We start from the raw sequence: 13,847 nt of genomic DNA, 5'->3' as shown, positions 1-13,847 counted from the left end.
TGAGTAGTTTTACAGGCAAAGCCGAAACGGATGATAACCACCTACTGAAGTAGGTGGTTTAGGGCTGAAAATAAAAATGGACCGCATGTAGCAGTCCATCTCAATTCATCATTCAGTTCGCACTATCTTTCTAAAAGGATTAGAAGTTTTCGTTAATGTGCGCTTCGAAACGAACAAAATCGTTTTCGATATCTGCGTTCTTCATCACGTCGTAACAAGCAAATGTAGGCAGTGCTGACATACCAAAGAAGCGGAAGTTAGCGTGCATGTGGAACATCAAATCGTCCACGCCTTTACCTTGGAATAGGTATTCGCTCTCATCATCAAACGATTCTTCTGGCGCGTTGAATGTCAGTGACAGCATGTATTTGCTGTTGGTTTGAGTGCCGCCTGTACCATAGTTTTTCTTTGGTTCTTCTGCGCTACGGCCATCGAATGCACATAGTGCGCCGCCCATACCCGCAGTAAACACGTCGTCCATGTATTTTTTGAATGACCAAGGCACAGACATCCAGTTGATTGGGCTTTGGATGATCACGCGATCAGCCCATTCAAAGTGTGCGAGTTGCTCATCTACGTTGATCTCATCTTGCATTGTCACAACGCGAACCTCATGGCCTTTTGCTTGCAGAAGCGTCTGTGCTTTGTCGACAAGAGAAGCGTTTAAACGACCTTCTGAGTATGGTGATGGTTCGTGTGCGTTGATGATCAGTACGTTGCTCATGGGATTACCTTTAAATAAGTTCACAAGATGACGCAATAACCATTGTGCGTCGGATGTGGTTTATTATGGTAACCTAGAAATATAGTGCAATTAGTTAACTTTTAGTAACCTACTTGATTTTTTACTATATCACTGTTTTTAAAAGATATATTTTTTCAACTTTTTATTCATCGTTATTTCCCGATTAATTTTTTCATCGAGTTGTTGCATCTTCTACAGAGCAGGCGTACACTTTATCGCAATTCGACGATTAACTATTAAGGCCAGCGAATGAGTGATAAGTGCAACGACACGTGCGAAGTTGTTTTTCAGACAACACAACAACAGCTCGAGAAAGAACAAACTCTAGCAGCACAAGCAAAAGCTTTGTCACATCCAGCACGTTTGCGCATTCTGCATATCCTGCACACTCTCGATACCATGGGCGGTTGTTTGAACAGCGATTTGGTTTCTGAACTGGGTCTTGCGCAATCTACTGTTTCCGAGCACTTGCGCATTCTAAAGCAAGCTGGCTTTATCAGCGCCGAGCCAAACCCACCTAAGGTGTGTTACCGCATTCAACGCGACGCGTTTGATCAGTTCAATCTAGGATTTTCCAAGTTATTTGATTAATTCCCTTTGCACGCTGGTCAGGCGTGCAGAGATAAACTATACCTTTAACTATCGCCTTTCGACGATAAACGAATAAGAGAACACTATGACTACTCAAGTTTTAAATAGTGCCAGCGACAAAATGAGCTTCTTGGACCGTTACCTAACGGTGTGGATTTTTGTTGCAATGGCAATCGGTGTAGGTATTGGCGCAGCATTCCCTCAAGTTGCTGAGTGGAACGAGTCAATGTCAGTTGGTAGCACAAACGTACCGCTAGCGATTGGTTTGATTTTGATGATGTACCCGCCACTCGCAAAGGTGAACTACAACCTGCTAGGCACAGTGACGAAAGATAAAAAAGCAATCACGCTGTCTTTGGTCATGAACTGGATTGTCGGCCCTATTTTGATGTTCATCCTTGCATTGACTTTCCTAGGTGATCATCCGGGTTACATGGTCGGTATCATTCTGATCGGTCTTGCTCGTTGTATTGCGATGGTATTGGTATGGAACGATATCGGTGGTGGTAACAAAGAATACGGCGCAGCCCTAGTTGCACTAAACAGCGCTTTCCAAATCGTGACTTACAGTGTGATGGCATGGTTGTTCATCACTGTGTTGCCACCAGTCTTTGGCTACGAAGGTTTCGTGGTTGATATCTCGATGATGGACATCGCGGAAAGCGTTCTGATTTACCTTGGTATCCCATTCCTAGCGGGCTTCCTAAGCCGCAAATGGCTGGTCGCTGCGAAAGGTGAACAATGGTACAACGACGTATTCATCCCACGCATTTCACCAATTACGCTTATCGCCCTGCTTGCGACCATCGTACTGATGTTCAGCTTGAAAGGTGAAATGATTCTTGAACTGCCAATGGATGTATTCCGTGTAGCAATTCCACTGGCTATCTACTTTGTGTTGATGTTCTTTGTCAGCTTCTTCGTTGGTAAGAAAATGGGCATCGACTACGACAAAAACGCGTCAATTGCTTTCACGGCAACAGGCAACAACTTTGAATTGGCAATTGCGGTTTCTATCGCGGTGTTTGGCCTAAACTCAGACCAAGCTTTTGCTGGTGTCATTGGTCCACTGATCGAAGTGCCTGTATTGATTGCTTTGGTGAATGTAGCATTGCGAATGAAAGCCAAATATTATGGCTAACCTAAAAAGCACAAAAAATACAAAAGCGGTAAAACATTAACTCACTACCGTTTTAATATACTCGCTGGGCGTTAGGCCGAACTTACTTTTAAAGCGTTGGCTAAAACGCCCCTCTGACTGATAACCACACAACTGTGCGAGCATAGCAACGTTATACGAGCCATTTTGCATCAAGTAAAGTGCGTGATTTAAGCGCACTTCTGCCAATACTTCACGATACTGGGTACCTTCTTGTTTCAGTTTGCGTATCAATGTTGCTCGGCTCATAGCAAAGTGCCCCGCGACCATGTCTAATGGATGCTCATCCCCTGGAGAGCGCGATAAGTAACGACTAAGTTTCTGACTAAAAGAGATATGTGAACTCGAGAACAACCGATGCAATAACCCTCTCTCAGCTAGCTGCTGATATAGGCCCATAATCCAATAGCGTTGTGTCGCTTCACTTAAGCTTTCCCGCTCAAACGAAAACAAAGCATTTAACGTCGCTTTCAATGCTTTATCTGTCTCAACAACGGGTACATAGTTTCCTAATGCGTTGCTCATGCTTAGCTCCAACATTTCATCGCTAGGCACACAGTGAAAACTGAACATTCGAGAAAGAAATCGCCCTTGTAGAGGAAGGTTTTCAAAATTTAGGGATGCATTTGCTTCACAAAGCATGATATTTGGATGATGGATGTCGAGTACTTCATCATTCCAGAAAAGATGTTTATTCCCCTTAACAATCTGAATAAGGCTTGGGGAGTGAATCCTGACATTACGAAGCTTCTGCTGCTGCTCCGCACGAAACAGCGTAACCTGATATTGGTGACCCATTCTCTCCCCTTATATTCAATTATCGCGTGTAAGTCGTGGTTAATGTCGCTTTACCCAAAGCAACACTATTCAAAGTAAACCCTACAATGGCTGGTGGCGTGTTTTCATCCAAATTCAGTTCTTCAGTTGGCAATGCCCACACCGTAAACTGGTAACGATGCATCCCATCATTCTTTGGAGGACACGCGCCGCCGAACCCCGTTGTGCCGTAGTCAATACGAGATTCTTTGCCGCCTAACTTGTTCATATCAATGCCTCGAGGCAGCTCGCTAACGGTGGATGGAATATTAAACGCTATCCAATGCCAAAAACCACTGCCTGTTGGCGCGTCGGGGTCATACACGGTGATCGCAAAACTTTTTGTGCCCTTTGGAGCTTCTTTCCACATCAATTGTGGTGATTGATTCCCGCCATCACATCCCCAACCAGAGTATTCAAATGTCTTCGCCATCGGGTGGCCTTCTTGAATATCTCTACTCACGAGTTCAAATGCATGGGTAGAACCGACCGCAAAAACACTCAATGCCAAAACTGATTTGTAGATCGCTTTCATGTTTTTCTTCCTTTCAATGAATTCAACACTAGTGTAAGTACCCAGCAGTCCGAATCCTTGTCAGTAAGTATCAAAAAACACAAAATAATCTATAATTTTGACACTTTAAGATTCTAACACAAATTTCTTACTCTCTTAATTGCACTTGGTTTATGCTAATTAATCGCTCACGGAATAAGGAAGGAAAATGGAATTGGATATCTACGTGGTGGACGCCTTCACCGATACGCAATTCAAAGGCAACTCAGCAGCGGTGGTACCGTTAGAGGAATGGCTAGCCCCAGAATTGATGCAAAATATCGCGACAGAAAACAACTTGTCGGAAACGGCTTTTCTAAAATCCATTGGCGCAAACCGATATGAGATTCGTTGGTTCTCTCCTATAACTGAAATCGACTTTTGTGGACACGCCACACTGGCCTCGTCGTTAGTGCTGTTTGATGAGCTTGGCATTAATGGCACGATTGAATTTCATACTCTGGAAGTAGGAACCCTCACCGTAGAGAAGAATGCGCAAGGTAAGATCGAGATGACGTTCCCTGCTCGTCTTCCAAAAGCCGTTTCTGATATTCCCTCGGCATTGATTGAAGGCCTAAGTTGCGATGTGGAACGCGTACTGCTTAGCCCTCAAGCGTATTTCGTGGTGGTCGACAGCCAACAGGAGGTACTTGAGGTTCAATACCGTTCAGAGCACCTCAAGACACTCGCTCCTTACGATGTGGTCGTTACCGCGAAAGGCGATCAACAAGACTTTGTATCTCGTTACTTTTGGCCTGCAAATGGTGGTGACGAAGACCCCGTAACTGGCTCGATTCACGCTGGATTAGCACCGTTCTGGGCAGAAGCGTTAGGCAAAACATCACTGGTCGCTTACCAAGCTTCTCAGCGCGGAGGTATTTTGCACTGTGAAGTTACTGACGAACAAGTAAGAGTATCTGGCGACGGCGTGCTCTACATGAAAGGCAAGATTTTTGTTTAAATGATATTCACGTAATCAACTAAAAGAGCCAAGTAAAGCACGGCTTCAGCAGGATAAAGCCAGTTTCAATAATTAATCAATTGATGAATATTGAAGGAATTAACTTCCTAGCCGGATAAAACTGACTCACGTTACACTGAATGCAGTCCCACACTCTTCTATAGCTTGATACGAGTTCGAGCTCACCTTCTTAGAGGAAGCGTCGCATGATGAAGCGAATCATTCTTGGCACCCTAGTCCTGACTCTTTTAACTGCCTGTTCCAAAGATGACGGACAGCAAGCCCTTGGCACATTAGAACGTGACCGCGTAACCTTTACTGCCACCTCTAGCGAGATAATTCGTGCCCTACCCATTAAGGAAGGCAGCCAAGTCACCGAAGGAGAAGTGCTGGTTCAGCTCGATACAAAGAACCAAGAAGCCGTTTTAGCTCACGCCGTAGCTGAACAAGCCAAGGCTGACGCTTATCTTTTAAAATTGACCAATGGTGAGCGACCAGAAGACATTGCAGCAGCGCAAGCACGCGTTGCCAGAGCGGAAGCTCAATTGGTTGAAGCGCAAAAGAACTACCAACGTAAAGCGGAGTTAGTTCGCAAGAAACTCATCAGTCAATCAGAAAAAGACACCGCTTTAGCAGCCAGAGATTCTGCCCGTGCAGAGCTAGACTCCTCACAAGAAGAGTTCAGCAAACTGACCGCTGGCTCTCGTCCTGAAGATATTGAACAAGCGAAAGCCGCACTCATGGCTGCAAAAGCCGATGTAGCACTGCAAGAACAAAAGCTGGCAGAACTCACCATCACGGCCACGCGAGATGGCTTGTTAGATAACCTACCGTTTAACCTTGGTGAACGCGTTCCTGTGAATGGCATTGTTGCCGTAATTCAAGCGAGCCGCGTCCCATACGCCCGTGTTTATGTTCCTGCCAATTATCGAGTCAACTTTGTGCCGGGTAAAACGGTTAACGTGCATGTAGATGGCGTTGAGCAACCATATAGCGGCACCGTTCGTTGGGTAGCGACTGAGCCTTCATTCACACCTTATTTCGCGCTTACCGAGGAAGAACGCTCTCGTTTGATGTACCTAGCAGAAGTCGACCTTCAAGACTCAGCAAAATCCTTGCCTTCAGGTATACCAGCGCAAGTGGATTTGGTGGAGTAAGCCAATGACCGAATTCGCGATTCAAGCTGAAAATGTAGTGAAGAAGTTTGGTGACTTCACCGCCATCAACAACATCACGCTTAATGTGCCTAAAGGCAGTATTTATGGTTTTCTTGGCCCTAACGGCTGCGGTAAATCGACAACCATTCGAGTATTGACGGGATTGCTTAGCCCAAGTGAGGGCAATGTTGATGTACTCGGGCTAGAGATCCCAAAACAATCTGAGCTTCTGCGCCTCAAGATTGGCTACATGACGCAAAAGTTCTCCCTTTATGATGACCTGACGGTTCAAGAGAATCTTGAGTTTATTGGACAAATCTTTGGTATGGAAACCAAGGCCCTAAAAGCTCGCATCGAAGAACAACTAGCCACCTACGGTCTCGACCAACTACGCAAACAGCGCGTCGGCGGAATGAGTGGCGGGCAGAAACAACGCTTGTCTCTCGCCGCAGCCACCATGCATAAACCAGAACTGTTGTTTCTCGATGAACCCACGTCTGCGGTTGACCCAGAGAACCGACGCGATTTCTGGGAGCAATTGTTTGATCTCTCTGACCAAGGTACGACGATTTTGGTCACTACGCACTACATGGATGAAGCAGAACGCTGTCATCGTCTGGCGATTATGGAAGCCGGGGAAATCCGCGCCGATGGTGAGCCAGAAGAACTCATGGCGCAAATGGGCGTTAACATCGTCGAAGTCAAAGCGGATAACTTACGCGAGCTAAAAGAGAAAGTCATTCAGCGCGAAGAAGTCCGTTCTGCCGCACAGCTCGGCATTCGCTTACGCATTTTGATCCACGAGCACATCGAACAACCGATCGAATGGTTAACCCAAACCTTTCCTGAGCTTGATGGCTGCGAGATGAACATTGCTCGCCCGAGCTTGGAAGATGTGTTTGTCAGCGTGACGGGAGAAGGTCGCCAATGATGAAATCTATTGCCCGCATGAAAGCGGTGATGATCAAAGAGATCCGTCAGCTTTCACGTGACCGCATTACCTTTGGCATGGTCGTGATGATCCCGCTAATTCAGCTTCTGCTGTTCGGCTTTGCCATTAATACCGATATTCGCAACATTCCCGTTGGCGTCGTCGATCAAAGTGGCAGCACTGCCGGGCGTGTGATCACCGAGTCCGTCAAAGTCACACAAGTGGTCGATGTGGTCGAAACCTTTGCTACCGCTTCAGAAGCCGAGCAAGCCATTCAAGACGGTTTGGTGCGAGCGGCTTTAATTCTGCCTAGCGACTTAACCCAACGTATGGTACAAGGCAGAGAGCTTGGCCAGTGGATTGTAGATGGTTCAGACACCATGATCAGTTCTGCGATTCTCTCACTGCAAACCATGCCGTTAACGGATTTTGATTTTGAGATACGCCCTGCCCCAACCAAAACCTTTGAAGTGGCGCTGTATTACAACCCGAGTAGGCGCTCGGCGGTGAACATTGTCCCCGGTTTATTGGGCGTGATTCTGACCATGACGATGATCTTGTTCACCAGTGCAGCCATTGTTCGAGAACGGGAACGCGGTAATTTAGAGTTACTGATTACTACGCCAATCCACTCCATCGAACTCATGGTAGCGAAGATCATTCCATACATCTTTGTTGGTCTGATTCAGGTGTTTATCATTTTAGGCTTGGGACACTGGATATTTGGCGTGCCGATAAACGGCGCCATTAGTCAGATACTGTTTGGTACGCTGCTGTTTATCGCCGCGAGTTTAACCTTAGGTTTGGTGATATCCACCATTGCGACGACGCAGCTTCAAGCAATGCAGATGACGGTGTTTATTCTTTTGCCATCGATTCTTCTGTCCGGATTTATGTTCCCTTATGAAGGAATGCCCATCGCGGCACAATGGATATCCGAAGCGCTGCCTGCCACCCACTTTATGCGAATTATTCGTGGTGTGGTGCTGCGTGGTGCAGACCTAATAGAGCTATGGCGAGATACAGTTTGGTTACTTGGATTCACCGTTATCGGCCTTATTGTCGCTTCATTTCGCTTCAAAAAATCACTCGACTAATCCCACGATATTGCGTTCATTCCTTAAAAACAAAAATAGCCCCAACGAAGGGCTATTTTTTGTTTGTGTATTCATACACTGTGCTATCGAGCTCAACTCTCAGACAATATTAATAGTACTCACCGTAGGAACAATCTCGTAAATCGGAAATATTGTAGTTTTTCAAAGAGTTTATTTTAAAGTTGAACACTACCTGTTTACAGACAACGCCTTCGCGATCCGTGTACGTGATAATACCTTCACTGTACGCTCGCTGACCATCAGAGGATGTCACGTCAGCAACAAGTTCCAAATGGCCCTTATGCGCGTCTACGCGATTCATCATCTCAAACACATCTACCCACTCTTCGCGATTTGCCATTTGTATTAGCATCGACTTCGCCTGTGTTTCCAACTGCTGGGGGTATACATAATAACGGTTGTAACCAAAGTACGCGCACATAAGTAATAAAACGAGTGCAAATGAGGTTGTTCTTGTCATACAAGCTTCCTCTTGTTGTTATAAAAATCTTGCTTCGTTAATTCAGTATAGGAAGCGAGCAAAGTTTAGGTTATAGAACTTGCCCAAATAACAGAGGACAGTCAGAGACAGTCAATTCTATGACAAGCTCAACAACAAACTTTATTGCACTCTCATCATGGGCTTGAACAAAAATACGCCATAGAGACAGTAAGAAGTAAGAAGGGAAAACTAACCGGAGCGCGGTGATAACAGAAAAGTAAAAGGAGTTTGAAGAAAAAGACAATCCGAGTGAATGTAGTGAGAGCGGAAATCAAGATTAGATTATCTGCCCATCAACTAGGCTCAAATTGTCAGTGACAACAACGTGACTCACCGAGTTTAAACGTGTTGGTAACTATCTTCGAGAGACTCTGTCTGCGTTGTCTTTTCGCTCACTTCCACTTTAACCGCAGCGACCTTGAACTCAGGGATCTTCGCATGCGGATCAGTAGCCGTTGTCGTTAGGCGGTTGACTGGCGATTCAACAAAGTGGAATGGAATGAACACCACTCCTTTTTGAATACGCTTAGTCACAAAGGCATCAATCTCAATGCTGCCGCGACGTGTAGACACCGTCAGACGTTGACCATTACTGATGCCTAGCGCTTCTGCGTCTTCCACACTCACCATCGCACGTGGGCCAGCAAGGTTATCCAACCCTTTGGTTTTGCGCGTCATGGTTCCAGTATGGAACTGCTCAAGTACGCGACCCGTCGTTAACACAAGTGGGTACTCTTCGTCTGGCAGCTCAGCCGCATAACGGAACGGTACACCCACCATTTGCCCTTTACCACGAGTAAACTGGGTTTGGTGCATGATGCGAGTACCCGCAGGGTTGTTCTTGTTGCTCGGCCATTGTACACCGTTTGGCGTAATGGCATCCCAACGAAGACCCGCGTATTGAGGTGTCACTCGTGTGATTTCATTGGTGATATCAGACACGCAGTGGTAATCCCAATCACTGCCCATAGCATTGGCGATTTCTTGAATAATCCACCAATCTTCTTTCGCTTCACCCGGCGCCGTGACAACCGGACTCACACGCTGAACACGACGTTCCGTATTGGTGAAGTGCCCTGCTTTCTCTGCAAACGAGCAAGAAGGTAGAACCACATCCGCGTATTGAGCGGTTTCCGTTAGGAAGATGTCTTGAACCACTAAGAAATCGAGCGCTTCTAAGCCTTCAATCACGTGCGCTTGGTTCGGGTCACTCAATACTGGGTTCTCACCCATGATGTACATACCACGAACGTCACGATGGCAAACCGCATCAATGATTTCTGTCAGGGTTAGACCTTGCTCAGAAGGCAGATTTGGCGCGTTCCATTCAATCGCAAACTTCTGACGCACAATTGGGTTGTATACCTTTTGATAGCCCGGGAAGCTGTTTGGCAAAGCGCCCATATCACACGCGCCTTGCACGTTAGATTGACCACGCAGCGGGTTGATACCACCACCTTCAATACCGATGTTGCCACACAGCAATTGCAGGTTAGCGATAGAACGCACGTTGTCGTGACCTGTCGTGTGCTGAGTAATACCCATCGAGTAGTACACAGCGGTACGATCTGCCGTGCCAATCATACGCGCCATTGCTTGAATGTCTTCGGCTTTAACACCCGTAACCAATTCCACTTTATCGAGGTTGTAAGCTGGCGACATTACTTCTTGCAGTAAGGTATCAAAGCCGTCGACACGTTCTTCGATGTACTCTTGATCGTACCAGCCGTTCTTAATGATCTGCTGCATGACACCATTTAGGAGCATCACATCCGTACCCGGACGATGCGCCATATACAGCTCAGCATGCTCTGCCATATCGACACGTTTCGGGTCAGCCACAATCAAGCGAGCGCCGTGGTGACGAATTGCTTGTTTGATGTGTGAAGCGATGATCGGGTGTGCTGATGTAGTATCCGAACCGATAATAAAGATCACATCCGAGTGCTTAATGCTTGGAATGTCGTTGGTCATTGCACCACTACCCAGTGACGCCTCAAGACCGGTTACACTCGATGCGTGACACAAACGCGCACAGTGGTCGACGTTGTTAGTGCCTAGTTCACGACGGACAAATTTTTGGAACGCGTAGTTGTCTTCGTTGGTGGTTTTCGCTGAAGAGAAACCCGCCAATGCGTTGCTGCCAAAATCTTGCTTGATGCCAGAGAACTTGCTTGCAATCAGTTGAATCGCCTCTTCCCAACTCGCAGGCTGCAACCAACCGTCTTTACGAATCAAAGGCGTGGTAAGACGCTCTTCACTGCCGATGAAATCAAAACCAAAGCGCCCTTTCACACACAGCATGCCTTGGTTCACTGGCGAGTCACCGCCCTTCACGTAACGAATCGTATTGGTTGCTTCGTCCACGAACATAGTCAACTTACAACCCACACCACAGTACGTACAAATGGTGTCGACCGCTTTCAGATCTTCAGTACGACCTTGTGAGCGGTCACGACTATCGACCATCGCGCCCGTTGGACACACTTGAACGCACGCGCCACATTGCACGCAGTTCGAATCGCCCATTAGGGTTAAGCCATTCTTGTTACTTCCAAAGTGTGGACGGTCGTCAGGACGTAATGCAGGACGACCTTGTTTGTCGCACACAAAGTTCAGTACGCCGTGCACGGCTTTGTCACGACACGCTTGGATACACTGACCACAGCTAATACAGCGGTTGGCATCAAACTCAATAAACTCAGAGCTACGGTCAACTTCGTACTTATGACGCAAGTCTTTCGCACGAAGATCTAACCAATCTTGATGCGATTTAATCTGTAAGGAGAAGTCAAAGCTTTGCTCAGCTTCATATTCGGTGGAGTAATCACGCAGCGCACAATCGGTATTTGCCTGACAGCCACATTCTAGACAGCGCGCCGCTTCCTTCATCGCTTCTTCGTTATCAAAGCCCAACTCCACTTCAGCGAAGCTTTGCTCGCGTTGCGCTGGAGTCAGCTCAGGCATGATAGATCGAGCGACTTTCTGGATGTTCTCGAAGTGAAGCGGGTCGACTTGAGAGAGCTTCTTCTCTTTACGCGAGTTAAACGCCGCCTTTGGCATATCTGCCATATCGCCATTCAAAAACAGATCAATGGCTTTTGCCGCAACGCGGCCATCTCCCACGGCTTCAACTGCCGTTGCAGGACCACGGCGGAAATCACCAATACTGAAGATGTTGCCCGTGCCGGTGTGCATGGTCTTTTCATCTGCATCAGAGGTGTTCCAGCGTGTAAGCGGAATCGACAAATCTTCACCTTCGAGGAAGCTCAGATCTGGCTTTTGCGATACTGCTGCAATCACGGTGTCGAACTCTTCGGTAAAGAACTCGCCGGTTGGTTTAGGGCTGCGACGACCAGATGCATCCGGTTCACCCAACGCCATGCGCTCTAGGCGAATCGCATTCACGCGTCCGGTTTCATCGGCAAGGTTTTCTGCAGGGTTGGTCAAGAAGTGGAATTTCACCCCTTCGTGTTCCGCTTCGACAATCTCGTAGTCTTCTGCCGGCATTTCGTCACGGGTACGACGGTAAATCAACGTGGTGTCTGCACCAGCACGACGCGCAGTACGAGCACAGTCAATTGCCGTGTTACCACCACCGATCACCGCGACTTTCTGACCCGTTACATAGTTTTGCTCGGTAACGTAATCTTTGAGGTAATCAACGCCTAAATAGCAACCTTCAAGTTCGCTGCCTGTGTAATGCATTTCGACCGCTTGAGACGCGCCGACCGCCAAACACACTGCGTCGTATTCTTCGCTCAATTGAGAAAGCGTGAAATCCACACCCAGCTTTTGATTGGTGTGAACTTGCATGCCATTGCGGCACATCAGTTCGATTTCTTTATCGAGAATGTCTTTTGGCAAACGGTATTCTGGAATGCCATAACGCAACCAACCGCCCGCTTTTGGCATGGATTCAAAAACCGTAACGTCATAGCCTTCGTTCGATAGGTAGTAGCCAGCTGTCAGACCACCAGGACCACTGCCGACGACGGCAATGTTCAAACCTTTGCTTGGTTTCTTTTCTGGTACGTAGGCTTCATGTGCAGACAAATCCGCATCCGCGGCATGACGTTTTAGCTGACGAATTGCGATTGGTTCATCGACTAACGAGCGGCGACATTCGCTCTCACAAAATGCAGGACATACGCGGCCAATCGATAGTGGCATAGGAAGCGTACGCTTAATCACTTCAATCGCTTTTTGATGATCGTTTTGTGCGATGTGATAAAGGTACGATTGGATATCCACGCCCGCAGGACACGCGGTTTTACATGGCGCTTCACAATCGGCGTAATGGTCCGTCATGATGCGGTTGAGTGCTTTTCTGCGGTGCTCGCTTAATTGTTCTGATTGCGTGACCACATTAAGGCCGCGGTAAACTTCAAGTTCACACGCACGCTTAGTACCGCCGCTTTCGACTTCAACCACACACAAGTCACACGGTACTTTTTCATTACTTTTGTTCATTCCGCACAGCGATGGGATCTCGACCCCACACACTTTTGCTGCTTCTAAAAGGGTTAGACCCTCTTCTACAATTCTATATTTTCCATCGATGACAATTTCTATCATGCAACCCCCGCAGCAAAGCAAATCCAAATCTGCACAAGTAAAACCATGCATTCTATAAGGATAATCATTTGTAAGACAAGTTAGTGTGATGTAAAACTTATAAACCACATTTTTCACGTGTCATAAAAAGCGAGGGCTTCTTTCGCTAACTTTCAACACTCGGTGTTTAACAAACGTTTTACTCCCTCGAAAGAGCGAAAACTGAAGGGGTGGACTATTTTGATAATAAGAGTAATAAATGATTGACCTTACCCTTAGGTTAACCTTTAGAATCGAAGGGTTTTCATCATTTTCATCAAACACATGGGAAAGGGTATGCACTTAAAATCGCTGCATACAATCTGGTTAACTCTCTTCACAACGCTAGTACTATTGGTATCTAGTGTGGCGAACAGTGAGCCGTTGATGAATATTCAAATGATGTCTACTGGCATGGCTCACCATCCTTCTATGATGAGTGACATCGAACACTGCGGTATGCCTGGCATGATGGACGTCTCCATGACTGACGGTTCTATGTCCGAAGATGGCGATGCAAGAGAAACCAGCATGAACTGTGGTGGAGGCTCCGGCATGGTTCATACCTGCTGTACTGCCGCGTGTACGATAGTTTTCGTCCCCCTACCGAATCCTGTCAATAGCCCGATGCCCGTCGTCTATCGCGCAACTATTACTCCTGAAGTTGCTTCCCCAGTCGTACACGTCAGCCGCGACCTGTACCGACCTCCTATAGCCTAAATCCGTCCTAGCATTCGAC

12 protein-coding genes are annotated in these 13,847 nt (G+C 47.0%); 7 read left to right on the top strand and 5 right to left on the bottom strand.

Annotated elements, in window-relative coordinates:
• Nucleotides 1-139: 139 nt before the first annotated feature.
• Nucleotides 140-724, bottom strand: a complete 585-nt coding sequence (locus R7F67_RS15715) for an NAD(P)H-dependent oxidoreductase (RefSeq protein ID WP_017635228.1) — start codon at nucleotides 722-724, stop codon at nucleotides 140-142.
• A gap of 270 nt (nucleotides 725-994) precedes the next feature.
• Here R7F67_RS15715 and R7F67_RS15710 point away from each other — a divergent pair, with 270 nt between their 5' ends.
• The gene (locus tag R7F67_RS15710; protein ID WP_009706198.1) at nucleotides 995-1,336 is read left to right on the top strand and encodes an ArsR/SmtB family transcription factor; all 342 of its coding nucleotides are present in this window, start codon (nucleotides 995-997) and stop codon (nucleotides 1,334-1,336) included.
• Between the two features lie 85 nt (nucleotides 1,337-1,421).
• Entirely contained in the window at nucleotides 1,422-2,477 is a 1,056-nt protein-coding gene (gene arsB / locus R7F67_RS15705; protein WP_005385145.1) for an ACR3 family arsenite efflux transporter, read from the top strand.
• A 36-nt stretch (nucleotides 2,478-2,513) separates the two neighbouring features.
• Here the strand turns inward: arsB and R7F67_RS15700 are convergent, their stop codons facing one another.
• Both R7F67_RS15700 and R7F67_RS15695 read right to left on the bottom strand, forming a co-directional pair.
• Nucleotides 2,514-3,293, bottom strand: coding sequence for an AraC family transcriptional regulator (locus R7F67_RS15700; RefSeq protein WP_054577094.1), 780 nt, complete (start codon nucleotides 3,291-3,293; stop codon nucleotides 2,514-2,516).
• 19 nt (nucleotides 3,294-3,312) lie between these two features.
• Nucleotides 3,313-3,846 carry a YbhB/YbcL family Raf kinase inhibitor-like protein gene (locus R7F67_RS15695; protein ID WP_053350504.1) on the bottom strand — a complete coding sequence of 178 codons (534 nt, stop codon included), beginning with the start codon at nucleotides 3,844-3,846 and terminating at the stop codon, nucleotides 3,313-3,315.
• A gap of 187 nt (nucleotides 3,847-4,033) precedes the next feature.
• Here R7F67_RS15695 and R7F67_RS15690 point away from each other — a divergent pair, with 187 nt between their 5' ends.
• From R7F67_RS15690 to R7F67_RS15675, 4 genes are all read left to right on the top strand, one after another.
• Nucleotides 4,034-4,825, top strand: coding sequence for a PhzF family phenazine biosynthesis protein (locus R7F67_RS15690; protein ID WP_054577093.1), 792 nt, complete (start codon nucleotides 4,034-4,036; stop codon nucleotides 4,823-4,825).
• A 206-nt stretch (nucleotides 4,826-5,031) separates the two neighbouring features.
• Nucleotides 5,032-5,982, top strand: coding sequence for an HlyD family secretion protein (locus R7F67_RS15685; protein WP_196363367.1), 951 nt, complete (start codon nucleotides 5,032-5,034; stop codon nucleotides 5,980-5,982).
• A 4-nt stretch (nucleotides 5,983-5,986) separates the two neighbouring features.
• Nucleotides 5,987-6,913 carry an ABC transporter ATP-binding protein gene (locus tag R7F67_RS15680; RefSeq protein ID WP_054577092.1) on the top strand — a complete coding sequence of 309 codons (927 nt, stop codon included), beginning with the start codon at nucleotides 5,987-5,989 and terminating at the stop codon, nucleotides 6,911-6,913.
• Nucleotides 6,913-8,010 carry an ABC transporter permease gene (locus tag R7F67_RS15675; protein ID WP_053303790.1) on the top strand — a complete coding sequence of 366 codons (1,098 nt, stop codon included), beginning with the start codon at nucleotides 6,913-6,915 and terminating at the stop codon, nucleotides 8,008-8,010. Before R7F67_RS15680 ends, R7F67_RS15675 begins: the two co-directional genes overlap by 1 nt.
• Nucleotides 8,011-8,119: 109 nt before the next feature.
• On the opposite strand, the gene R7F67_RS15670 is transcribed toward R7F67_RS15675, so the two are convergent.
• On the bottom strand, nucleotides 8,120-8,491 hold the full coding sequence (locus R7F67_RS15670) for a hypothetical protein (RefSeq protein WP_005375433.1): 372 nt from the start codon (nucleotides 8,489-8,491) through the stop codon (nucleotides 8,120-8,122).
• A gap of 360 nt (nucleotides 8,492-8,851) precedes the next feature.
• Complete coding sequence (fdhF, locus tag R7F67_RS15665) at nucleotides 8,852-13,090, bottom strand: formate dehydrogenase subunit alpha (RefSeq protein ID WP_318057265.1); 4,239 nt, start codon at nucleotides 13,088-13,090, stop codon at nucleotides 8,852-8,854.
• Nucleotides 13,091-13,405: 315 nt separating this feature from the next.
• Here fdhF and R7F67_RS15660 point away from each other — a divergent pair, with 315 nt between their 5' ends.
• On the top strand, nucleotides 13,406-13,828 hold the full coding sequence (locus tag R7F67_RS15660; protein ID WP_258476165.1) for a hypothetical protein: 423 nt from the start codon (nucleotides 13,406-13,408) through the stop codon (nucleotides 13,826-13,828).
• Nucleotides 13,829-13,847: the final 19 nt, after the last annotated feature.

Source organism: Vibrio sp. YT-17 (assembly GCF_033337375.1).
In the GTDB taxonomy this organism is placed as follows: domain Bacteria; phylum Pseudomonadota; class Gammaproteobacteria; order Enterobacterales; family Vibrionaceae; genus Vibrio; species Vibrio alginolyticus.
This window is presented reverse-complemented; position numbering and strand designations above follow the sequence as displayed.